Below are 21656 nucleotides of genomic sequence, written 5' to 3' on the forward strand. Positions count from 1 at the left end.
GTTGATGCTCTGGCCTCAAAGGCGAGCGAAATCGTTAAACAGCGCAGTGCCCATCAATAACATCAGAATGGCGGCGCCGATCCTGAAACCCACTTCCTGTATTTTCTCTGATACCGGCTTGCCGGTGACCGCTTCGATCAGGAAATAGACCAGATGGCCACCATCGAGCACCGGCAGGGGGAACAGATTGATAATTCCCAGGTTGACGCTGATCAGCGCCAGAAAACTCAAGAAATAGACCAGACCATAGTCGGCACTGCTGCCGGCGCCCTTGGCAATGGAGATGGGGCCGCTCAGGTTGTCCAGCGACACGATGCCACCGATCAACTTGCCAATCATGTCAAAGGTGAGCGTGATCAGGCTCCAGGTTTTGTCCGCGCCATGCCACAGCGCCTGCAAAGGCCCATACTGTAACAGAATTCGATATTCATCCGGTAATGGAACCAGTTGCGGCGAGAGACCGACGAATCCTACCAGCTTGCCCTGCACCTTGCGGCTATCCGGGGTCAGGGTCACGTTGAGATCACTGTTGTTGCGCTCAACCACCACTTGCAGGGGTTCGCCCGGAGCCTGCTGCACCAGCTCGACAAACTGCGCCCACGCGGTAATAGGCTGATCGCCGACCTGTTTGATACGGTCACCAACCTGCAGCCCCGCCTTTTCACTGGCACTCTTGGCCACCACGGCAGCCACGACGGGCAGCACTTTGCCACTCAGGGGGACGATCCCCAAGCTGCCGATGGGCGACTCTTTATCCGGATCGAAGGTCCAGCCGGTCAGCGACAAGGTTTTATCGGTGGCATAGCTGGTATTGGGTGCCTGCACCTTGAGAGTCACTGCATCATCACCCAGATGACTGATAAGAGCGTAGGTGACGCTCTCCCAGTCACCGGTCTGCTCATCGCCGACCCCGACAATCTCCATCCCCGGCAGCACACCCGCCTCGGCAACGATGGATGCCGGACGCACTTCACCGATCACCGGCTTGACGCTCGGTACCCCGATGATAAACATCAGCCAGAGGGCAAACAGGGCAAAGACGAAGTTGGCCATGGGACCTGCGGCAACAATCGCCATCCGCGCCCAGACACTCTTGTGGTTGAAGGCATACTGCTCGTCACCGGGCTTGAGTTCATCGACCCGGCCATCGAGCATCTTGACGTAACCACCGAGCGGGATCAGCGCCAGCACATATTCGGTACCATCTTTACCCATCCGGCGCCAGATCGCCTTGCCAAAACCGATAGAGAAGCGCTCAACCTTGACGCCACAACGACGGGCCACCCAGAAGTGACCAAACTCGTGCACCGCAACCAGCAGGCCCAGCGCAACAACAAAGGCACCGATATTCCACAACACACCGCCCATCAGCCAAGCTCCTCAATCAAAGTGTGAGCACGGGCTCTTGCCGCACCGTCCAGGGCAAACAGATCATCGAGCGAGCCGACTGCGCTGCTCTCCAGCGCCAGCATCACTGACTCGTTGATCCGGGCAATATCCATAAAACCGATGCGCCCGGCCAGGAAGGCGGCAACTGCCTCCTCGTTGGCAGCATTGAGCGCAGTGGTCGCCGCTTGTCCCTTCTGGCAGGCATTGATGGCCAGCGCCAGACAGGGGTAACGATCATAATCAGGCCGGATAAAGCTGAACTCTCCGACACTGAAGAAATCCAAAGGTTCCACACTGGAGGGGATGCGATTGGGATAAGCCAGCGCATGGGCGATGGGGGTACACATATCCGGATTGCCAAGCTGGGCCAGCACGGAGCCATCCTTGTACTGCACCATGGAGTGGATCACCGACTGCGGATGGATCACCACCTGGATCTGCTCGGGCGCCGCATTGAACAGCCAGCGCGCCTCGATGTACTCCAGCCCTTTGTTGATCATGGTGGCGGAGTCGACCGAAATCTTGGCCCCCATCGACCAGTTGGGATGAGCGATGGCCTGCGCCGGCGTCACCTTCGCCAGCTCGCTGATCTCGGTGTAACGGAACGGACCGCCGGAACCGGTCAGCAAAATCTTGCTGATCCCCGCCGCCGCCAGATCGCAAAAACCGAGCTGGCGCTGCACGGCAGTCGGCAGACACTGGAAGATGGCATTGTGTTCGCTGTCGATGGGCAGCAGCTCGGCGCCATGTTCGCGCACGGCGTCCATGAAGAAAGCACCGGACATCACCAGCGCCTCTTTGTTGGCCAGCAAAATACGCTTGCCGGCACGTACCGCGGCCATGGTCGGGGCCAGTCCGGCCGCCCCCACAATGGCGGCCATCACGCTATGGGCGTCGGGGTGAGCGGCAACCTCGCAAAGGGCTGCTGCACCAGACATGACCCGGGTAGCACTGCCGTGCGCTTTCAGACGGGCAGCCAGTTCACGGGCGGCATCCTCATCGACCATCACGGCAAAACGGGGGGAGAATTCGAGGCAGTCCCGCAACATGGCATCCACGTTGCGGGCGGCGGTCAACGCCAACACTTGCCAACTGCCCGGGTTATGGCGCAGCACTTTCAAGGTACTCTGACCAATGGAGCCGGAGGCTCCCAGAATAACCAGTGACTTGTGCATCAAAACTCCTGACTGAGTAGCAGATAACTGAGCAGAAACACCGGCAGGGCGGCGGTCAGGCTGTCGATCCGGTCGAGAATGCCGCCATGACCCGGCAACAGGGTGCCGGAGTCCTTGATGCCCGCCTCGCGCTTGAACATGCTCTCGGTCAGATCGCCGAGAACGGAGGCTAGCACCGCCAGCAGAGAGCAAAACAGCACGGTGATCATCTTGGCAGGAACAAATCCCATCGACCAGGTAACGCCGATGGCCAGCAGGCTGGCGGTAAAGAGGCCGCCACACATTCCTTCGATGGTTTTGCCCGGACTCACAGCCGGTGCCAGCTTGTGCTTACCGAACGCCTTGCCGAAAAAATACGCGCCAGAATCTGCCGCCCAGACCAGTCCCATCACGAACAACAGGATCCAGGCTCCCATCATGGGGTCATGGTAAAAGTTGTAACCACGGATGGCGACCAGTGACCAGAAGAAGGGAACCAGGGTCACCAGACCAAACAGCGACTTGAGCCAGATAGACTCTTTCCACAGCTTGGCGCTTTGGGGATAGCGCAGCACCAGCAGCAGACCCAGCAACCACCAGCTTACCGCCGTCCAGAGCACACCCATCACGAGAGGGTGCAGGTGGGGCGTCCAGAGTTGCTCCACCGGCAGCCAAAAGAGGCTGGCACCGAGCAACAGACAAAATACGATGGGCAACCATTGCTGCGGAGCAGCAGAGACAAACCCGCTCCATTCGCGACTGGCCAACAAAAACACCAGCGCAGCCAACAGGGAAAAAAATTTCAATGGCAGAAAGAAGAGCGCCCCCAACACCAGGGGGATCAACATCAAAGCAGTAATAATTCGTTGTTTTAGCAAAAGAAACCTCTCTCTTGGGAGCGGGGTTTAGCCGGTCTGCTGCTCGGCGATCAATTCCCGTATCTGTTCACCCGTGCAACCGAAGCGACGCTCGCGGGCAACGAAAGAGGCGACCGCCTCACTGAACTCGGCCTCGTTGAAATCGGGCCACAATACCGGGGTAAAATAGAGCTCGGCATAGGCGAGCTGCCATAACACAAAGTTGCTGATGCGATGATCGCCACCAGTACGGATCAACAGGTCCACGGGTGGCAGATCGGCCATGCAAACCTCACGGGTCAACATGGATTCATCAATGTCGTCAGCGGCCAGTTCACCGGCCGCCACTGCTTTAGCCAGCTTGCGGGCCGCCTGGGCGATATCCCACTGGCCGCCATAATTGGCCGCAATGTTCAGGGTCAACCCCTTGTTATTGGCGGTCAAGGCTTCCGCCTTGGCGATTTTGGCCTGCAACCGCTCACTAAAGCGAGCAGTATCGCCAATCACCTTGAGCCGGATCCCGTTGTTGTGCAGTTTCTGCACCTCACGACCCAGCACTGTGATGAACAGTTCCATCAAGGCACTGACTTCCCCTTCCGGGCGGCGCCAGTTCTCGCTGGAGAATGCAAACAGGGTCAATGCCTCGATCTTGGCACGCGCAGCAAAGGTAACGGCCTCGCGCACTGACTTGACGCCCGCCTTGTGGCCATAAACCCGCATCTTGCCTCGGTTCTGGGCCCAGCGACCGTTACCATCCATGATGATGGCGACGTGACGGGGTAAAGACGAGTTGGCACAATCACCCAACGCAGCCAAAAGCGACATGTAATTCTCCCACAAAGACAAAAGCGCCGTGCAGGGGCACTACACGGCGCTCGTAATATACCTTTCAGACGGTTAGATTTCCATTAGCTCCTTCTCCTTTACGGCAAGGGCCTCATCGACCAGCTTGATGTAGGAGTCGGTCAGTTTCTGGATCTCTTCCTGAGCGCGACGGTCGTCGTCTTCGGAGATCTCTTTGTCCTTCAGCAGCGCTTTCAGATCAGCGTTGGCGTCACGACGGATGTTGCGCACGGCAACACGAGCGTTTTCCGCTTCGGCACGGACGATCTTGGTCAGGTCACGACGACGCTCTTCGGTCAGCGGCGGCAGCGGCACACGCAAGGTCTGGCCATTGCTGGACGGGTTCAGGCCTAGATCGGAGGTCAGGATCGCCTTCTCTACCGCCTGGATCATAGAGCGGTCAAAAATGGAGATGGAGAGGGTGCGAGCATCTTCTGCCACGACGTTGGCCAACTGTTTCAGCGGAGTGGCAGCACCGTAATACTCAACCTGGATGCCGTCGAGCAGGCTCGGATGAGCGCGGCCGGTACGGATCTTGGACATTTGAGTCTTGAGCGCTTCTACGCTCTTGCCCATACGGTCCTTGGCGTCGTTTTTAATCTCGTTGATCACAGTGGTTTTCCTTTTGGCGAACGAGCCGCTACACGGCCCGTGTCTATCTTATTTACTGACGTGATGGATAGGATAAGAGCGCCAGGTGGCTCACTTTTATCTTATTTACCAACGTGGTGGATCAGAGTGCCTTCCGGTTCACCCATGACAACCCGGCGCAGGGCACCCGGTTTGTTCATGTTGAACACGCGGATCGGCAGATCATGGTCACGTGCCAGGGTAAAGGCAGCAAGATCCATCACCTTGAGCTCTTTTTCAAGAACTTCATCATAACTCAGTTCATGATACAGTACGGCATCCGGATTCTTGACCGGATCTTCGTTGTATACACCATCAACCTTGGTGGCTTTGAGTACCACGTCAGCTTCGATCTCGATCCCGCGCAGGCAAGCCGCAGAATCGGTAGTGAAGAAGGGGTTGCCGGTACCGGCAGAGAAGATAACGACTTTGCCAGCACGCAGCTGGCTGATTGCCTCGGCCCAGCTGTAGGAGTCACAGACGCCTTGCAGGGAGATGGCAGACATCAGACGGGCATTCACATAAGCACGATGCAGGGCATCACGCATGGCCAGACCGTTCATCACGGTTGCCAGCATACCCATGTGGTCGCCCACCACGCGGTTCATGCCCGCTTTGGCAAGACCGGCACCACGGAACAGGTTGCCGCCACCGATGACCAGACCGACCTGAACACCCAACTCAACCAGTTCTTTGATCTCTTGGGCCATCCGCTCCAGCACCGCCGGATCAATGCCGAAACCCTCGGATCCTTGCAGGGCTTCACCACTCAACTTCAGAAGAACACGTCTGTATGCAGGTTTGGGATTGGTACTCATGTCACTGATTCCTGGTCATATAAAGACCGCGACATAAGTCGCGGTCTGGGGAAACGGAAAAACCGGTTCGATTAGGCCTTTTGAGCGGCCGCGATTTGGGCTGCAACTTCAGCAGCGAAATCGGTCTCTTGCTTCTCGATGCCTTCGCCCACTTCGAAACGGGTGAAGGAGACAACGTCAGCGCCTTCTTTCTTCAGCAGCTCGGCAACGGTCATGGAAGGATCTTTCACGAACGGTTGACCAGTCAGGGAAACCTCACCGGTGAACTTCTTCATACGGCCTTCAACCATCTTCTCGGCGATCTCTTTCGGCTTGCCGGAGTTGATGGCGATGTCGATCTGGATTTCGCGCTCTTTGGCAACGACTTCAGCAGACACGTCTTCAGGCTTGACGAATTGCGGGCTGTTGGCAGCAACGTGCATGGCCAGATCTTTGGCCAGCTCGGCAGAACCACCGGTCAGCTTGGTGATAACACCAATGCGGGAACCGTGAACGTAGGTACCCAGGTTGTCACCTTCAACCAGCATCACGCGACGCAGGTTCATGTTCTCACCGATCTTGGCGATCAGGTTGGTGATGGTCAGCTCGACGGATTCGCCGTTACCGAAGTCAGCGGCTTTCAGCGCGTCAACGTCAGCAATTTTCTGGGTCGCAGCGATGTCAGCGATCTTCTGGCCCATTGCCATGAAGCTGGCATCTTTGGCGACGAAGTCGGTTTCGCTGTTCAGCTCAATCATGACGGCAACGTTGCCTTCGGTGCGAGCAAAGATAACGCCTTCAGCGGCGATACGGCCAGCTTTCTTGGCGGCTTTGGCCTGACCGGATTTGCGCATGTTCTCAATTGCCAGCTCGATATCACCAGCAGCTTCTTCCAGTGCTTTTTTGCAATCCATCATGCCAGCGGCAGTGCGCTCGCGCAGTTCTTTTACCAGGGCGGCAGTAACGTTAGCCATGTCCAGTATCCTCGGTCTTGAATTGACAAGAAACAGGGGCCACAAGGGCCCCTGCTAACCAATTACATCAGCTTGGTTAATAAGGGCTTTACAGTCCTTATCAATTACTCAGCTTCAACGAAGCCATCTTGTTCGGCTTGAACAACGATGTCCTGAGCGCGAGCTTCCAGTACGGTGTCAGCAGCAGCATTCAGGTACAGCTGTACGGCACGGATAGCGTCGTCGTTACCCGGGATGACATAGTCAACGCCGTCCGGGTTGGAGTTGGTATCAACGATGGAAACTACCGGGATACCCAGGTTATTGGCTTCTTTGATAGCGATGTGCTCGTGGTCGGCATCAACAACGAACAGAACGTCAGGCAGGCCGCCCATGTTCTTGATACCACCCAGGCTCTTCTCCAGCTTTTCCATTTCGCGAGTACGCATCAGCGCCTCTTTCTTGGTCAGCTTGTCGAAGGTACCGTCCTGGCTCTGGGTTTCCAGATCTTTCAGGCGCTTGATAGACTGACGAACGGTTTTCCAGTTGGTCAGCATACCGCCCAGCCAGCGGTGGTTTACATAGAACTGGTCGCAACGCTCAGCGGCTTCTTTTACGGCTTCAGACGCGGCACGCTTGGTACCAACGAACAGTACCTTGCCTTTCTTGGCAGCTACGGAGCTGATGAAGTTCATGGCATCGTCAAACATCGGAACGGTTTTTTCCAGGTTGATGATGTGAACTTTGCTGCGAGCACCGAAGATGTAGGATTTCATTTTCGGGTTCCAGTAACGAGTCTGGTGACCGAAGTGAACGCCGGCTTGCAGCATGTCGCGCATAGAAACTTTAGCCATTTTATACCTCTGTATTGGGGTTAGGCCTCCACACATCCCATATAACCGACCCGTTAAGGCACCCCGGCATATGTGTCGATGTGTGTGTGTTGTTTAAGTAAGGGTGATGAAATCGGGACGCAAGTTCCCCATTCCGGCGCGCTTTATACCATAACTTTGTTCAGGACACCACCGGCCGACACCCTAAACAGGTGTAAATATGGATCCCGCCAGAGGATGCTGCGATGCCGATTTGACGTTGTGATGACAATCACACTGGAAGTACGCGGGGGTTGCGGATAAAATTTTGCCCTGATTGCAAACGCATCTATTTTTCATTACCTGTCCTGTCAGCCCTCGCAGGCCCAGCGGCAGGCCGCAAGAGAGATCCCATGTCCATTAAAATCAAGACACCGGAAGAGATTGAAAAGATGCGCGTTGCCGGCCAATTGGCCGCCGATGTGCTGGTCATGATTGCGCCCCATGTCAAAGCTGGCGTCACCACTGACGAACTGAACACCCTCTGCCACGACTATATTGTCGACGTACAACAGGCGGTTCCAGCTCCGCTCAACTACCATGGCTTCCCCAAATCCATCTGCACCTCGGTGAACGATGTGATCTGCCACGGTATCCCGAATCACAAGAAGCTGCGCGATGGCGACATCATCAACCTGGATATCACCGTCATCAAGGATGGCTACCACGGTGATACCTCGGCCATGTTCATCGTGGGCGAGACCACCCCGCTGCGCCGCCAGCTCTGCAAGGTTGCGCAAGAGAGCCTCTACGCCGCCATCAAGAAGGTGCGTCCGGGTGCCTGCATCACCGAGATTGGCGCTGTTATTCAGCCCATCGTCGAGAAGGCCGGATTCTCCGTAGTGCGTGACTACTGCGGCCACGGCATCGGTGCCGAGTTCCACGAAGAGCCACAGATCCTCCACTATCGCAACAGCGGCAAGCTGGAGCTGAAAGCGGGCATGTGCTTCACCATCGAGCCCATGGTCAACAGCAAGAAGTATCACTGCAAGGTCAATCCGAAGGATGGCTGGACCGTGACCACCAAGGATGGCGGCGACTCCGCCCAGTGGGAACACACCCTGCTGGTGACCGATGATGGCTGCGAGGTGCTCACCCTGCGCCCCGATGACACTATCGACCGCTTCATCAAACACAGCTAACATCGAACCCCGGCCCTGAACTTCCAAAGCGCCGGGGTTTTTACTTCTGTTTCAGCCGTTTGCCTGCCACTTGCGTGTGAGATGCCATGGACGCCAGCCTGCTTTCCCCTCATTTGTTACCCGATGACCAGCTCACTCGCGACAACTGCAAAGAGTACCTGAGCCGCTTTCTCGGCTGGCTACACGCCCGTTTTGATGCCGGCGACAACATCATCGAGCTGGTCGCCACCCGCTCCGAGTATATGGATCAGCTGCTCTGCCGCCTGTGGCAGAAGTTCGGCTTCGACAAGAGCGACCTCACCCTGATCGCGGTGGGGGGGTATGGTCGCGGCGAGCTGCACCCCCACTCCGATATCGACCTGCTGATCCTCTATGACGGCGACGAGCTGGACGAGGTGCTGGGGCTGCGGATCGGCGAGTTCATCACCTTGCTGTGGGATCTCAAGCTGGAGGTGGGTCAGGCGGTGCGCAACGTGGCGGAGTGTCTCGAGCAGGGGCGTGCCGATATTACGGTCGCCACCAACCTCATCGAGGCCCGCTACATCACAGGTCGCCAGGAGGGATTCCAGCAGCTCAAAGAGGCCACCGGCCCCCAGCACTTCTGGCCGAGCGAAGCCTTCTTTCGCGCCAAGCGCCAGGAGCAGGCGGAGCGTCATCAGCAGTTTCTCGGCACCGCCTACAAGCTGGAGCCGGATCTCAAGAGCAATCCGGGCGGCCTGCGTGACATTCAAACCCTCGCCTGGGTCGCCCGCCGCCACTTTGGCGCCACCACCTTGTTCGAGATGACCAGCCACGGCTTTCTCAATCGCGCCGAGTATCGTGAGCTGCTCGACTGCCAGAATTTTCTCTGGAAGGTGCGTTTCGCCCTGCACATGGCCATCAATAAGGGGGATAACCGCCTGCTGTTCGATCGCCAGCGCACCGTGGCCCAGATGTTGGGTTTCGAGGGGGAAGGCAACACTCCGGTCGAGCAGATGATGAAGCGCTTCTACCAGACGGTACGGCGGGTCTCCGAGCTCAACGAGATGCTGCTGCAGCTGTTTGACGAGGCGATCCTCGGCAACACCGCCATGGATGTGCGCCGCCTCTCCGACGAGTTCCAGTTCCGTGGCCGCCTCATCGATGCGGTGGATGCGGAGCTGTTTAGCCGTGAACCGGCCGCTATCCTGCGCCTCTTCTATCAGATGGCCCAGCATCCCGAGATTGCAGGTATCCACTCGGCCACCTTGCGCCAACTGCGCGAGGCGCGCCGCAAACTCAACTGCTGGTTGCAAGACTTGCCCGACTGCCGTCGCCTGTTTATGGCGCTGCTGCGCCACCCCAACGGCATCGGCCTGCCGCTCACCTTGATGCACAAATACGGCATCCTCGCCGCCTATCTGCCCCAGTGGAACCTCATCGTCGGCCAGATGCAGTTCGACATGTTCCACGCCTACACCGTAGATGAGCACACCCACCGGCTGCTCAAGAACATTCATCAGTTTCCCAATCCGGCCAGTCGCCAGAGCCACCCGCTCTGCCACGAGGTCTTCACCCGGCTGCGCAAACCGGAGCTGCTCAGCATCGCCGCCCTGTTCCACGATATCGCCAAGGGGCGGCGTGGCGATCACTCGGAGCTCGGCGCTGTCGATGCGCTGGAGTTCTGCCTGCTGCACGGTCTGGATCGCTACGAGAGTCGACTGGTCGCCTGGCTGGTACGCCACCATCTGCTGATGTCGGTCACCGCCCAGCGCCGCGACATCTATGACTCCGACGTGGTCACCGATTTTGCCCAGAAGGTGCGCGACGAGCAGCATCTCGACCTGCTCTACTGCCTCACAGTGGCCGATATCTGCGCCACCAACGATACCCTGTGGAACGACTGGAAGGGCACCCTGCTGCGGGAGCTCTACTTCGCCACCCAGAAGGCGCTGCGCCAGGGGCTGGAGAACCCGCCCGACATGCGGCTGCGCATTCGCGAAAACCAGCGTCAGGCCAAGCAACTGCTGGCGCAACGGGATGTATCGGAAGAGGCAATCAACCAGCTCTGGGCCGATTTCAAGGCCGACTACTTCCTGCGTCACAGCCCGGAACAGATCGCCTGGCACTGCCGCCATATCATCGAGCATGGCGACAATCCGGCACCGCTGGTGATCATCGGCAAACACCCGACCCGCGGTGGCAGCGAGGTATTTATCTACTGCCGCGATACCCCGAATCTGTTTGCCACCGTCGCCTCGGCACTGGATCAGAAGAACCTCAACATCCACGACGCCCAGATCATGAACTCGCGCAGTAACTATGTGCTCGATACCTTCGTGGTGCTGGAGCCAAACGGCGAGCCCATCAGCCCCAACCGCACCGCCACCATCAAGAAAGCGCTGGAGAAGGCGCTGCAGGAGCCGGGCAAGCTGGTGTTGCGCAACAAGCCGTTGTCACGGCGCCACCGCCAGTTCAGCGTGCCGACCCGGGTGGTCTTCCTGCCCCGCTCTTCGCCCACTAAAGGGGAGAGCCGTCACACCCTGATGGAGCTGACTGCCCTCGATACCCCCGGCCTGCTGGCACGGATCGGTGCCGTTTTCCAGCAGTGCGGCCTGTCGCTGCACGCCGCCAAAATTGCCACTTTCGGTGAGAGGGTCGAGGACTTTTTCAGCCTGACCAGCCTCGATGGCGAACCATTGACCGCCGAGCAGCAACAGCAGCTGGAAGAGCGACTGGTACACCAACTCAACCCCCAGCAGTCGGTACAGGATTAAGCGAAAAGTGATTCGAAAGAGGCTGGTTGTCGGGCGTTTTTTGCCATGCCAAACAACTGGTTGGCGCACACCGGATGAAGAAATGGCCACTAGCCGGAAGAATTCCGGTCAACCCCTTAAAAACAGTCGGAAAAGTGTGATACAACAAACAGAATTTTTTAAAGGAAACCTGTCATGACCGAGTTGCAACAGATCATTGAAGCGGCCTTCGAGCGCCGCGACACCATTACTCCGGGCTCCGTGGATAGCGCCACCAAGTCCGCCATCCTGCAAGCCATCGACCTGCTGGACTCTGGCAAGGCACGGGTTGCCGAGAAGATCGCCGGTGAGTGGGTTGTCCATCAGTGGTTGAAGAAAGCGGTACTGCTCTACTTCCGCATCAACGACAACGGCATCATCAAGGGCGACGATGCCCAGTACTACGACAAGGTTCCCCTCAAGTTCTCCAACTACACCGAAGAGCAGTTCAAGGCTGCCGGTGTACGCGTGGTACCGCCGGCGACCGCTCGCAAAGGCTCCTTTATCGCCCCCAATACCGTGCTGATGCCCTCCTACGTCAACATCGGCGCCTTCGTTGACGAAGGTACCATGGTCGATACCTGGGCCACTGTCGGCTCTTGCGCCCAGATTGGTAAGAACGTCCACCTCTCCGGCGGCGTCGGCATTGGTGGCGTACTGGAGCCACTGCAGGCCAACCCGACCATCATCGAAGACAACTGCTTTATCGGTGCCCGATCCGAAGTGGTTGAAGGGGTGATCGTCGAGGAAGGTTCCGTCATCTCCATGGGCGTCTTTATCGGTCAGTCCACCCGCATCTATGACCGCGAAACCGGCGAGATCCACTACGGCCGCGTACCGGCTGGCTCCGTAGTCGTCTCCGGCTCCCTGCCCTCCAAGTGCGGCAAGTACAGCCTCTACGCGGCGGTGATCGTCAAGAAGGTGGATGCCAAAACCCGCGCCAAAGTCAGCATCAACGCCCTGCTGCGCTCCATCGACGAGTAATCAGCATTGCTGTGATGAAAAGGGCGCCTTATGGCGCCCTTTTTGATTTTGGCGCCCCTGTCACAGGCAAGCCATGCGGCATCAGTTAAGATGGATGGGACAGGATCGTTTCAAACTGAGGAAGCCTGATGTACGAGAATCTGAAGAGCCTGGGGATCCAGGATCCCGCCTCCGTCGACAGCTACACCCTGCGCCAGGAGGCCAACCACGACATCCTCAAGATCTACTTCAAGAAGCAGAAGGGCGAGTTCTTCGCCAAGAGTGTCAAATTCAAGTATCCCCGCCAGCGCAAGACCATGCTGGTCGACTCCGGCACCCATGAGTACAAGGATGTCACCGAGATCAACGCCAACCTCAAGTATGTGGTGGATGAGCTGGACAACCTGACCCAGGGCGTCCATCAGCAGGCCGATCCGGACATCAAGCAGAAGATCCTGCGCGACCTGCGCCATCTGGAAAAAGTGGTACAGAACAAGATCAGTGAAATCGAACGGGATCTGGAGAAACTCTAATCCCCCCGACTCGACAAAAGAGCGCCCAGGTGGCGCTCTTTTTATTGGCTGGCTTTATGGGGCTATGGGGTTATCTGGCAATGCCGTGCGATAAGGTGAGCGGAGCACACCACCTTGTGCTGTTGGGCCACCATTGGGCAACCCGTTACATATCGCCCCTTGGGCAAAGAGACTCCTGCCGAGATCGATCTACAGCGACTCGCACGATCCATAACAATAGCAAGAGGGAGGCTTTCGCCTCCCTCTTCAAACACGCTGATATTCAGGCAACAGAATTAGTTGCTCTTCATCCAGATGTCCATGTCGGTTTTCAGGTTGTCAGACTTGGTACCGAAGATGGCTTGAACGCCGGAACCAGCCACTACCACACCGGCAGCACCCAGTTTCTTCAGACCAGCCTGGTCAACTTTGGCAACATCTTTCACGCCAACACGCAGACGGGTAATGCAAGCATCCAGAGAAGCGATGTTCTCTTTACCACCGAAGGCGGCAACCAGAGCAGCAGACATCTCGTCTTTGCCTTGGCCAACGCTCTCTTCAGCAGTCTCGTCTTCACGACCCGGGGTTTTCAGGTTCATGGCACGGATAACGAAACTGAATACGACGTAGTAGATGGCCGCGTAGACCAGACCCAGACCAACCAGCAGCAGCATGTTGTCGGCACGCGGTGATTGCACCACGAAGTCGATGAAGCCGTTGGAGAAGGTGTGACCGTGTACGATACCCAGGGAGTTGGTCAGCACATAAGCCAGACCAGCCAGTACAGCGTGGATTGCGTACAGAACCGGAGCGATGAACAGGAAGGAGAATTCAATCGGCTCGGTAATACCGGTCAGGAAAGAGGTCAGGGCAGCAGAGGCCATGATACCAACGATCTTGGCGCGGTTTTCCGGCTTGGCAGCGTGAGCGATGGCGAACGCAGCAGCAGGCAGACCGAACATCTTGAACAGATAGCCACCAGCCAGCTGACCGAAGCCGTTACCGGCAGCGCGGGACGCGTCATCAGCAGTCAGGAAGCAGGTCATGATACCGTGCACAGTTTCACCGGCACCGTTGACGCAGGTACCAGCCTGATAGAAGAACGGTACGTTCCAGATGTGGTGCAGACCGAACGGGATCAGGGAGCGCTCAACCACGCCGTAGATACCGAAGGCCAGTACCGGGTTCTGGTTGGCAGCCCAGTCAGAGAAGGCACCGATGGCGCCACCCACTGGCGGCCAAATCACGGACAGGATCACACCCAGACCGATGGAGAGGAAACCGGTGATGATGGGTACGGCACGTTTGCCCGCGAAGAAGCCCAGGTACTCTGGCAGCTGGATCTTGTAGAAACGGTTGAAGGCCCAGGCAGCGATACCACCGGCCAGGATACCACCCAGCACGCCGGTTTCGATGGTTTCAACACCCATCACAGGTGCCATGACCTTCAGGGTTGCGACCATGATGCCGTAGCCAACGATGGCTGACAGACCGGATACACCGTCGTTATTGGTAAAGCCCAGAGCAACACCCACTGCAAACAGCAGGGCCATCTGGCCAAATACAGAACCACCGGCTTGCTCCATCAACTGGGAGACAATTTCCGGCATCCAGCTGAAGTGGGCAGCACCCACCCCCAGCAGAATACCTGCGACTGGCAAGACTGATACTGGCAGCATCAGCGCCTTACCAACCTTTTGCAGATTAGAGAAAGCATTTTTGAACATTGTGTGCGCTCCTGAATGGATTGTCGTCCCTGAACGATCTATCTGGATGAAATAAGCACTGATTCATTCAGATATCTTCGAGTCGGGCTTGTTTATTTTGACCATCAGAATATAACCCAGCGGGTCATAAATTGCTGCTTTCGAAGGCGGGGGAATATTGAATTTGGAGGGAAGATCACAACTTGTTTATCGGCTAAAAAACGCCTCTAATATAAGTTAATAATCTGCATTATCACTCTATTACAAAGAGATATGAATTGCAGTTTCACTTTGTATTTTAATAATGCCATTTATATCAAATGGCAACTCATTGTAACTCAATGTAACGGCTTAATTTTTATTTATTACAGTCTACCGATTAAAAAGGCCTCCAACAAGGGAGGCCTCAATAAATATATCTGACCAGCAAAGGGTCGTATTACTCTATTTTTGCGAGCGCTTGACCGCATCAATAAACACGCTTTTTGCCTTGGTTGAACCAGCCCGCTCGGCCTCGTTCACCAGCTTCATCGCCTTGTCGATATCCCCCGCCTTGACCGCTTTTTCGATCTGGCTCTGGTAGAAGGCTTCTGTTTCACTCAGCATGGCAGGAGCAGGTTTGGCTGCGACCGCAGCTGTTGCAGTTGTGGTAACGGCTGCAGTCGTCGCTATCGCGGCAACCTGCTGACCCTGGCTCATGGCCACCTTGTCGGCATATTCGGGTTTGAATACCGCTTCAAGGCCACTCCCACGGGCCATATCTTTGACTTTGATCTGCACCAAACCCCAAGGGGAGTGCGGGATCACCGGATCCTTGATATCAGGCTCAACGGTACCATTAGCGCGAGCAAACGCTTTTGATGGATGCAGGATTGTTGTGCTGCCCGAGAGCTTATCTGCAGGCGCATAGACGATCATGTATGTTTCGCTGGCCGGGTTGCCAGGCATGCTGCGGTCAACAAAAACACGCCCTTCAATACGGTCGTTATCGAGCAAGTGAGCAGGCTGATAGCTGAATACTGACTCACCCAGAACCCGAGTCACCTTGAACTCGGCATCCAGCATAATAACTTTGGGCACCATCACGGTTTTGCTCACCTGTGACGCCAGGCTGATCGCCAGATTACCGGTGTTGGCCGGCAGGCGATAAGCCGCAAAGTAACTCATCCCCTCATCAAACTGAAAAGTGGGTTGCTTGCCATCGATGGCCAGCAAGGTCTCACCTTCAGGCAAGGGGGCATAACTGAAATCTTTAAACGCCACACAGCAGCTTGAGGCTTTGGCCAACGCTTGCTTGGCTTGATCTGCATCGCTCAAGATCGAGCCATGTTCTTGCAGAGGAACAACCATGTTTCCGGCACAACCGGTTAATAGCGCAGTGATTACGGCTGCAATAGACATCTTTACCCGTTTCATTTTTCTTATCTCCATAATCCGGTGGCCGTGATCCGGCGAAACAAAACTGCCCCCATAAGGGGGCAGTCACTAACTTAACTTAAACTTTTGCTTACCACCAAGCTTCTGCTTGAACACCAAATTGGTAGGTGTCTTTGGAGGTATTGCCTTCGAAGACTTTCTTGTCTTCGTCGTTAGCCAGATAGGAGGCGAACACACGGATTTCCGGACGGGCCCAGAAGCTGGAACCGGCAGACCAGGCTTGTGCCAGGGTCAGCTTGTAGCCAGCATCTTTGTCTTCGCTACCATTGGTAGACTTGTTGTTGTCCTTGAAGTAGCCGCCTTCAAAGATGGTCTTGTTGAAGTCATCCCACTTGTACATCGGGCGAATAACAGCGGACATGGTTTCGTACTTGTCGTTGCCATCCCACATTTCGTTGCCTACACCGTAAACCAGCTGGTGACCCATCTCCCAGGAGTTGCCCATCGGAACAACGCCCCAGTTGATGATACGGAAACCATCGGCACCGTCTTTGGCTTCAGCACCGTACCAGGAACCATCACCGTAGAAAGCCATGGTCTTGGAGTAACCTTCGGTACCGTATTGCAGCACGGTTTTGTTGAAACCACCGAGGATGCCTGCGGTCAGCTCAGCAGTCAGCATGACGCCGTCTTTCGGGTCTTTTTTCAGTGCTTTCTGATCGTTGGTCTCATTGACCAGAGCGTAATCCACGCCCAGCTCCAGAGAAGCATCGGTCCACAGCGGGATGCCGGCATAACGCAGATCCAGAGTATTGACGTTCAGGTCTTCGTTCTTGGTGTAAGTAGGCTCTTCGATGTAATTACCGGTCGGATTTCCATTGGCATCCAAAACGGGTTTCTTAGTTACACCTGTTTTGGTGTATTGGCCAAACACATCGGCAGCGCTGCGATCGTTGCGTACCCATGCGAAAGAGACTTTACCCGGACCAGCCTGGATGCCTTCGATACCAGCACCAGCACCGGAGATGTTCCAGTAATAGAAGTCGGAGATGTGGATGTCATGGCGTTGATAGTAACGCTTACCAGCCCACAGGGTTGCTTCAGGAGCAAAGTTCAGCAAGCCTTTGGCTTGTACGTTGAACTGACGCAGAGCGAAGTCAGAATCACCATTGCACTGCTTGGCATCGAAGTTACAAACAGTACCGGTGCCTTCCCAATCGTTTGAACCGTTGGAAGCCATGGCAAACATGGAATCAACATAGAAAGTCTTGCCATCTTTGTTGAATACTTCCTGACCCAGTTGCACTTCACCGTAGGTATCATTTTCGTTACCCAGACGGCCAACTTTATTGACGTTGTATTTAACCATGTCGCCGTCGCCGGAAACACCGACACCGGAACGGAAGTAACCGTGGAAATCTACGGCAAAGGCGGCTTGGGAAGCCAGGGCGGCAGTAACAGCTGCTGCAATCGGGAGCCACTTCATTTTCATTGTCATATTCCTTATTTCCCGCAGTGAGGAGTGTGATCCTGAATATTCAACTTCTTATCACCATGTAATCCTGTTGGTGATAACCGAGGTTGATTATAGGGAGCGTATTTCACGACAAATATGAAGCGACTCACAAAATGGCGACAAATCGCTCGGCAAACGATCGCCACAACACCTGTCAGCAAAAAAACGACCAACAAGGCAATAGTTAACCAATAAAACCGCAAAAAAAGCAATCACACCAAACCTGAAAGCGTTACCAGCAATTAATTCGCGACTGAACCAAAGTCATTATTTTACGTTCGAATGACAAAAACATGACTGAGATCGCTTTCAAGATTGAACTTTTATTTGGATGACGGGTCTGCGGTGCACTTGAAACCATTACGCCGATGGAATGCCAAAAGGGGAAAATATCCCTCCGCCACTATCGACAATAAGAGTGGGAAATATGCTTGCTGAGTGAGATGACATTTGTGCAAATAACAATCCCCTGCCGGTTAAGGATCAGGGGATTGATATGGCTCTATTTCAGAGAATATTCAGGGCTGAATATCACACTTTTTCAGCCAGCTGAGTGCCACCTGTTCGGGTTCATCGTGCACGGTAGCATCTAGCTCCAGCGGGGGAATCACTCGCGTGGCGCCCAGCTCTTGCAGCAATCCGTCCAGCCGACGGCCCGCACCACAAAAATGGTCATAGCTGCTGTCCCCCATGGCAATCAGGGCATACCGCAGCCCCTTGAACCAGGGCGCCTTGTCAGCCAGCTCGCTGGCAAAGGGCTGCAGATTGGGAGGAATGTCCCCCTGTCCTGTAGTGGCACTGACCAGCAATAAAAAACGGCCGGGGTCGATGTCCGCCAGCCGTGCTTCTTCGTGCAGAGAACAGTGATGCCCCTTGCGTTCCAGCTCATCTACCAAGGTCTCGGCCACCAGCATGGCTGCGCCATAGACAGTTCCTACCACGATATCGATCTGCGCCATTCTCCTCTCCCTGCTTGAGTCACTCTTTTGAGCAACTCTATCAGCAAGCTGGCGTCAGATGCCACCGGTTCAAGGCTGAGGATCAGGCGCTTAGTAGTCGCTCTCGCTGGCGGGCCAGCCCAGCTCGGCAAACAGGCGCAGCACATCCTGACCGAGTGGAGCCTGGATCCGCATCGGCACCTTGAGCACCGGATGGGTAAAGCTCAGGGTGCGGGCCACCAGCAGCAGCCGTTCGCAGCCAAAATGCTCGCGAAAGAAACGGTTGTGGCGGCCATCCCCGTGGGTGGTGTCGCCCACAATAGGATGGAACAGATGATCCATATGGCGGCGCAACTGATGCTTGCGGCCGGTCTTCGGGAACAATCTGACCAGACTGTAGCGACTGGTAGGGTGCTTCTTGGAGACCGCGTGGGGCAGCTCGACCTGATGCAGGCGCCGGAAGGTGGTGACGGCATCCTGCGCCGGGCGATCCGGGTTGCTCATGGCATCGGCAATCTTGTCCAACTGCTCCTTGAGGGGATAGTCGATCACCCCCTGTTCGGGTGCCCAGCCCCGCACCAATGCCAGATACTCCTTGTGTACCTGACGTTGGGTAAAGGCTTCGGTCAGTGCGCGGGCAATCACCGGATCGAGCGCAAACAGCAGCACACCGGAGGTGGGTCGGTCGAGGCGATGCACCGGATAGACATGGCGACCACCGATGAGATCCCGGGTCATCTGCATGGCAAAACGGGTCTCGCCCTTGTCGAGCCAGCTGCGGTGCACCAGCAGACCGGACGGCTTGTTGACCGCCACCAGCCACTCATCCTGATAGAGCAGGGTCAGCTTCAAGTCACTCTCTTCTCGCGTTTGCTCTGGCATCATTGTTCGATCACTTTGCCGGAAAGCAGCAGATCGAAGCGGGCGATCAGGCGCAGCAGCGCTTCTGCTTCGGCCAGATCTTCTTTGTAGACTTCGCTGGCCATGGGATAGAGGGAGACGCTGGTGGGCAACGGCGCCTGCAACATCACCAGCTGCTCCATGCGCGGGATCAGCACGAACTGCAGCCACTGATCAAAGCTCAGGGTATCGACACAAAAAGGCAGGGTGCTTGCCAGAGCTTCGTCACCGGGATGGTCAGCTTGCCAGCGCTCAAGGCGCTGCAACTCGGCGGTGAGTTCCCCCAACAGGCCAGCTACCAGCAAATATTGATTCATCTCGCTCTCTTCCTCATAACCACAGATTGATCCGCCGACCCGACAGGGTCAGCCAGAATGCCGATACATTCGGTCGCGCAGCACCGGCGATTCAGCCGGCTCATCGACATACACGGCAGTCAGCGCGGCCTGCCGACTTTAAAAAAGGGCGATACTATACACCTCCCCCCGCATGGCTGCCATGTTGATATCTGCCGCAGCGCACGTCTGCTGCCACTGGCTATCCTCGGCAAGGGCCTTATAATCGGCCCGCATCACCATTAGCCGGATCTCACCATGTCTGCGACGCCTACTGCCATCAATACCTTGACCGAATTTCTGACTCAGGCTGGCACCCAGTTCCAGCTGTTTGACATGGGCCGCCAGGTGCGGCCACTGGCAAGCGATACCTTTGTGCGCATCGAACAGCAGCAGGAGCCCTACCCCTGGCCGCTGCAACAGCACGCCTGGCTCGGTGTGCACTTCTTCCAGCCGAGCGAGTCTCGCCACTACCTCTGGTTCCTCAAGTTTGCCCTCGATGAGCGCGGCCTGCTGATGTCAAATGGTCCCAAGCTGTTCATGGATCAGGTGGTGGAGACCCTGGGCTACAAGCTCACCGGCGATCTGGACGAGGAAAAAGCCCAGCGCTTGGCCGACAATCCCTACACCTTCCGCCCGGCGGAGGCCAAGATGGCCAGTCTGCACGCCAAATTGGCGCGCCAGCTGGAGCAGGCCCCTTCCGCCTATTACGATGCCCTCTGCCACTATCTGGCCGCCCCCAACGATACAGGTTGGCAGACGCTGGGGCTGCAGGGCTTTGCCGATCTGGCGGAGCGGCTGCATGATGAGCGCAATCTGGCGCTGATCTGCAAGGCGCTGCCCAAACTGCCGCAAGAGCCGCTCTATGCCCTCTGCCAGAGCCTTGAAAACGCCCCGCTGCCACCGGCAGTACAAGGCGCCCTGCTCGAGCGGATCGGCAAGGAGCAGGAGTGCGCCGCCCCCAACCCTGAGACCCTGGCCTACCTCTGCCGCGCCATGGCCTCCTGCCCCGGCAGCACTTTGCGCACCAACAAGCTGCTGACCCTGCTGCAAACCCAGCCAAGCCCGGCGCTGCTGCTCGCCATCGCCGGCCGGCTCTGGCCCGATCTGAAAGATGCCAATCTGCTCAGCCACTATCTGGAACAGCTGGCGCTACAACCGACCCAGTTCTTCAATCAGGTTTTTGCCGAGTTGGTCACTTTACCGGCCCTGCGCAATGATATGCTGGCCAGACTGCGCGACCCCGACCGCAGCGATGCGCTGGGCAAGGCCATCGGCCGTCTGTTTGCCTCGGCCTGATCCCTCGCCTCCCCCTCACGCCACGAGGCAACACGGCGGGAAATAGAAAAGGAGATCGGGAGTGCCGAGCAGGACTCCCGGTTATCGACATCACGATAAGGAAGCCCGCCTATGGGAGAGATGCTCGGAATTTTGTTGCTGATTGCGATGGGCGGCCTGTTCTGGCTGCAACGCCAACAAGCAGAAGTGGCCTGGCAATACATGCGCCGCTACTGCCAGCACCATGATCTGCAACTGCTGTCACTGGCTCGCCATCGGCGGGAGCTGGCCCGCAATCCCCTGCGGCTGCTGACCCACTATCAGTTTGAATTCTCCAGCGATGGCGAGAGCCACTATCAGGGCACCCTCAAGATGCAGGGGCTGCACGTTGTGGGCGTAGATCTTCCCCCCCATCGCATCCCCTCTGCCTGATCTCCAATCTCGTCTCTGCGCCCGATGGCTGTGCCTGTCTATAATCTCAGGGATTAAACAAAGGGAGAGACGAGATGGAACCCCTTGTCCACGATCTGCCAGCCCTGTTTGCCCAGCTCGGGATGGCCAACGACGAGCTGAGCCTGCACCGCTTTGTGCACGACCATCACCTCGACAATGAGACCCTGCTGCCGGAGGCCGGTTTCTGGAACGCCGCCCAAGCCAGCTTTCTGCGCGATGCCCTGTGGAACGACTCCGACTGGTGCGAGGCGATCGACCAGCTCGATGTGATGTTGCGCCAGCCCCGCT

At 56.6% G+C, this 21656-nt stretch carries 21 protein-coding genes; 7 read left to right on the forward strand and 14 right to left on the reverse strand.

Annotated features, from left to right (window positions below):
• Nucleotides 1-15: 15 nt before the first annotated feature.
• The 8 genes from rseP to rpsB all read right to left on the reverse strand — a co-directional run bounded on the left by rseP (nt 16) and on the right by rpsB (nt 7477).
• Nucleotides 16-1368, reverse strand: a complete 1353-nt coding sequence (rseP, locus tag AACS18_RS15795) for a sigma E protease regulator RseP (protein WP_108612668.1) — start codon at nt 1366-1368, stop codon at nt 16-18.
• A complete protein-coding gene (gene ispC, locus AACS18_RS15800) occupies nt 1368-2564 on the reverse strand; it encodes a 1-deoxy-D-xylulose-5-phosphate reductoisomerase (protein WP_108612669.1) in 1197 nt (398 codons plus the stop codon). The genes rseP and ispC overlap by 1 nt, the downstream gene beginning before the upstream one ends.
• On the reverse strand, nt 2564-3421 hold the full coding sequence (locus AACS18_RS15805; RefSeq protein ID WP_108612670.1) for a phosphatidate cytidylyltransferase: 858 nt from the start codon (nt 3419-3421) through the stop codon (nt 2564-2566). The genes ispC and AACS18_RS15805 overlap by 1 nt, the downstream gene beginning before the upstream one ends.
• 27 nt (nt 3422-3448) lie before the next feature.
• Nucleotides 3449-4225 (reverse strand): polyprenyl diphosphate synthase, encoded by a 777-nt coding sequence (uppS, locus tag AACS18_RS15810; protein WP_005338574.1) that lies wholly within the window; start codon nt 4223-4225, stop codon nt 3449-3451.
• A gap of 72 nt (nt 4226-4297) precedes the next feature.
• Nucleotides 4298-4855 carry a ribosome recycling factor gene (gene frr / locus AACS18_RS15815; RefSeq protein ID WP_005338576.1) on the reverse strand — a complete coding sequence of 186 codons (558 nt, stop codon included), beginning with the start codon at nt 4853-4855 and terminating at the stop codon, nt 4298-4300.
• A gap of 101 nt (nt 4856-4956) precedes the next feature.
• Nucleotides 4957-5691 carry a UMP kinase gene (gene pyrH, locus AACS18_RS15820; RefSeq protein WP_005338577.1) on the reverse strand — a complete coding sequence of 245 codons (735 nt, stop codon included), beginning with the start codon at nt 5689-5691 and terminating at the stop codon, nt 4957-4959.
• Between the two features lie 71 nt (nt 5692-5762).
• Nucleotides 5763-6644, reverse strand: a complete 882-nt coding sequence (gene tsf / locus AACS18_RS15825; RefSeq protein ID WP_005338578.1) for a translation elongation factor Ts — start codon at nt 6642-6644, stop codon at nt 5763-5765.
• 104 nt (nt 6645-6748) lie between these two features.
• Nucleotides 6749-7477 carry a 30S ribosomal protein S2 gene (gene rpsB / locus AACS18_RS15830; RefSeq protein ID WP_005303470.1) on the reverse strand — a complete coding sequence of 243 codons (729 nt, stop codon included), beginning with the start codon at nt 7475-7477 and terminating at the stop codon, nt 6749-6751.
• A 371-nt stretch (nt 7478-7848) separates the two neighbouring features.
• Between rpsB and map the strand changes: the two genes are divergently transcribed.
• The 4 genes from map (at nt 7849) to AACS18_RS15850 (ending at nt 12886) form a co-directional block, all read left to right on the forward strand.
• Complete coding sequence (map, locus tag AACS18_RS15835; protein ID WP_021229216.1) at nt 7849-8637, forward strand: type I methionyl aminopeptidase; 789 nt, start codon at nt 7849-7851, stop codon at nt 8635-8637.
• Nucleotides 8638-8723: 86 nt separating this feature from the next.
• Nucleotides 8724-11372 (forward strand): bifunctional uridylyltransferase/uridylyl-removing protein GlnD, encoded by a 2649-nt coding sequence (gene glnD, locus AACS18_RS15840; RefSeq protein ID WP_108612671.1) that lies wholly within the window; start codon nt 8724-8726, stop codon nt 11370-11372.
• A 174-nt stretch (nt 11373-11546) separates the two neighbouring features.
• Entirely contained in the window at nt 11547-12374 is an 828-nt protein-coding gene (gene dapD / locus AACS18_RS15845) for a 2,3,4,5-tetrahydropyridine-2,6-dicarboxylate N-succinyltransferase (RefSeq protein ID WP_108612672.1), read from the forward strand.
• Nucleotides 12375-12502: 128 nt separating this feature from the next.
• Nucleotides 12503-12886 (forward strand): DUF3461 family protein, encoded by a 384-nt coding sequence (locus AACS18_RS15850; protein WP_005338583.1) that lies wholly within the window; start codon nt 12503-12505, stop codon nt 12884-12886.
• A 275-nt stretch (nt 12887-13161) separates the two neighbouring features.
• On the opposite strand, the gene ptsG is transcribed toward AACS18_RS15850, so the two are convergent.
• From ptsG to AACS18_RS15880, 6 genes are all read right to left on the reverse strand, one after another.
• On the reverse strand, nt 13162-14592 hold the full coding sequence (gene ptsG, locus AACS18_RS15855) for a PTS glucose transporter subunit IIBC (protein ID WP_108612673.1): 1431 nt from the start codon (nt 14590-14592) through the stop codon (nt 13162-13164).
• Between the two features lie 423 nt (nt 14593-15015).
• Complete coding sequence (locus tag AACS18_RS15860) at nt 15016-15987, reverse strand: MalM family protein (RefSeq protein WP_181363300.1); 972 nt, start codon at nt 15985-15987, stop codon at nt 15016-15018.
• 91 nt (nt 15988-16078) lie between these two features.
• The gene (locus AACS18_RS15865) at nt 16079-17440 is read right to left on the reverse strand and encodes a maltoporin (protein WP_108612675.1); all 1362 of its coding nucleotides are present in this window, start codon (nt 17438-17440) and stop codon (nt 16079-16081) included.
• Nucleotides 17441-17982: 542 nt separating this feature from the next.
• On the reverse strand, nt 17983-18423 hold the full coding sequence (locus tag AACS18_RS15870; protein ID WP_108612676.1) for a flavodoxin: 441 nt from the start codon (nt 18421-18423) through the stop codon (nt 17983-17985).
• A gap of 90 nt (nt 18424-18513) precedes the next feature.
• Entirely contained in the window at nt 18514-19287 is a 774-nt protein-coding gene (gene truC, locus AACS18_RS15875; protein WP_108612677.1) for a tRNA pseudouridine(65) synthase TruC, read from the reverse strand.
• Complete coding sequence (locus AACS18_RS15880) at nt 19284-19619, reverse strand: YqcC family protein (RefSeq protein WP_005338596.1); 336 nt, start codon at nt 19617-19619, stop codon at nt 19284-19286. Before AACS18_RS15880 ends, truC begins: the two co-directional genes overlap by 4 nt.
• A 276-nt stretch (nt 19620-19895) precedes the next feature.
• On the opposite strand from AACS18_RS15880, the gene AACS18_RS15885 reads away from it, so the two are divergent.
• The 3 genes from AACS18_RS15885 to AACS18_RS15895 all read left to right on the forward strand — a co-directional run.
• On the forward strand, nt 19896-20936 hold the full coding sequence (locus AACS18_RS15885) for a DUF3549 family protein (protein ID WP_103251461.1): 1041 nt from the start codon (nt 19896-19898) through the stop codon (nt 20934-20936).
• A gap of 111 nt (nt 20937-21047) precedes the next feature.
• Complete coding sequence (locus AACS18_RS15890) at nt 21048-21347, forward strand: DUF3301 domain-containing protein (protein ID WP_106842366.1); 300 nt, start codon at nt 21048-21050, stop codon at nt 21345-21347.
• 74 nt (nt 21348-21421) lie between these two features.
• On the forward strand, nt 21422-21656 hold a 235-nt coding region (locus tag AACS18_RS15895), incomplete at its 3' end, for a DUF2789 family protein (RefSeq protein ID WP_005338602.1).

The sequence above is a fragment of the Aeromonas sp. HMWF015 genome, assembly GCF_963878965.1.
Lineage (GTDB): Bacteria > Pseudomonadota > Gammaproteobacteria > Enterobacterales > Aeromonadaceae > Aeromonas > Aeromonas veronii.

Bases quoted from the DNA above. Each gene is read 5' to 3' on its own strand.
- rseP (WP_108612668.1), bottom strand. From the start codon at position 1,368: ATGGGCGGTGTGTTGTGGAATATCGGTGCCTTTGTTGTTGCGCTGGGC.
- ispC (WP_108612669.1), bottom strand. From the start codon at position 2,564: ATGCACAAGTCACTGGTTATTCTGGGAGCCTCCGGCTCCATTGGTCAG.
- uppS (WP_005338574.1), bottom strand. From the start codon at position 4,225: ATGTCGCTTTTGGCTGCGTTGGGTGATTGTGCCAACTCGTCTTTACCC.
- pyrH (WP_005338577.1), bottom strand. From the start codon at position 5,691: ATGAGTACCAATCCCAAACCTGCATACAGACGTGTTCTTCTGAAGTTG.
- tsf (WP_005338578.1), bottom strand. From the start codon at position 6,644: ATGGCTAACGTTACTGCCGCCCTGGTAAAAGAACTGCGCGAGCGCACT.
- rpsB (WP_005303470.1), bottom strand. From the start codon at position 7,477: ATGGCTAAAGTTTCTATGCGCGACATGCTGCAAGCCGGCGTTCACTTC.
- map (WP_021229216.1), top strand. From the start codon at position 7,849: ATGTCCATTAAAATCAAGACACCGGAAGAGATTGAAAAGATGCGCGTT.
- glnD (WP_108612671.1), top strand. From the start codon at position 8,724: ATGGACGCCAGCCTGCTTTCCCCTCATTTGTTACCCGATGACCAGCTC.
- dapD (WP_108612672.1), top strand. From the start codon at position 11,547: ATGACCGAGTTGCAACAGATCATTGAAGCGGCCTTCGAGCGCCGCGAC.
- AACS18_RS15850 (WP_005338583.1), top strand. From the start codon at position 12,503: ATGTACGAGAATCTGAAGAGCCTGGGGATCCAGGATCCCGCCTCCGTC.
- ptsG (WP_108612673.1), bottom strand. From the start codon at position 14,592: ATGTTCAAAAATGCTTTCTCTAATCTGCAAAAGGTTGGTAAGGCGCTG.
- AACS18_RS15860 (WP_181363300.1), bottom strand. From the start codon at position 15,987: ATGAAACGGGTAAAGATGTCTATTGCAGCCGTAATCACTGCGCTATTA.
- AACS18_RS15865 (WP_108612675.1), bottom strand. From the start codon at position 17,440: ATGAAAATGAAGTGGCTCCCGATTGCAGCAGCTGTTACTGCCGCCCTG.
- AACS18_RS15870 (WP_108612676.1), bottom strand. From the start codon at position 18,423: ATGGCGCAGATCGATATCGTGGTAGGAACTGTCTATGGCGCAGCCATG.
- truC (WP_108612677.1), bottom strand. From the start codon at position 19,287: ATGATGCCAGAGCAAACGCGAGAAGAGAGTGACTTGAAGCTGACCCTG.
- AACS18_RS15880 (WP_005338596.1), bottom strand. From the start codon at position 19,619: ATGAATCAATATTTGCTGGTAGCTGGCCTGTTGGGGGAACTCACCGCC.
- AACS18_RS15885 (WP_103251461.1), top strand. From the start codon at position 19,896: ATGTCTGCGACGCCTACTGCCATCAATACCTTGACCGAATTTCTGACT.
- AACS18_RS15890 (WP_106842366.1), top strand. From the start codon at position 21,048: ATGGGAGAGATGCTCGGAATTTTGTTGCTGATTGCGATGGGCGGCCTG.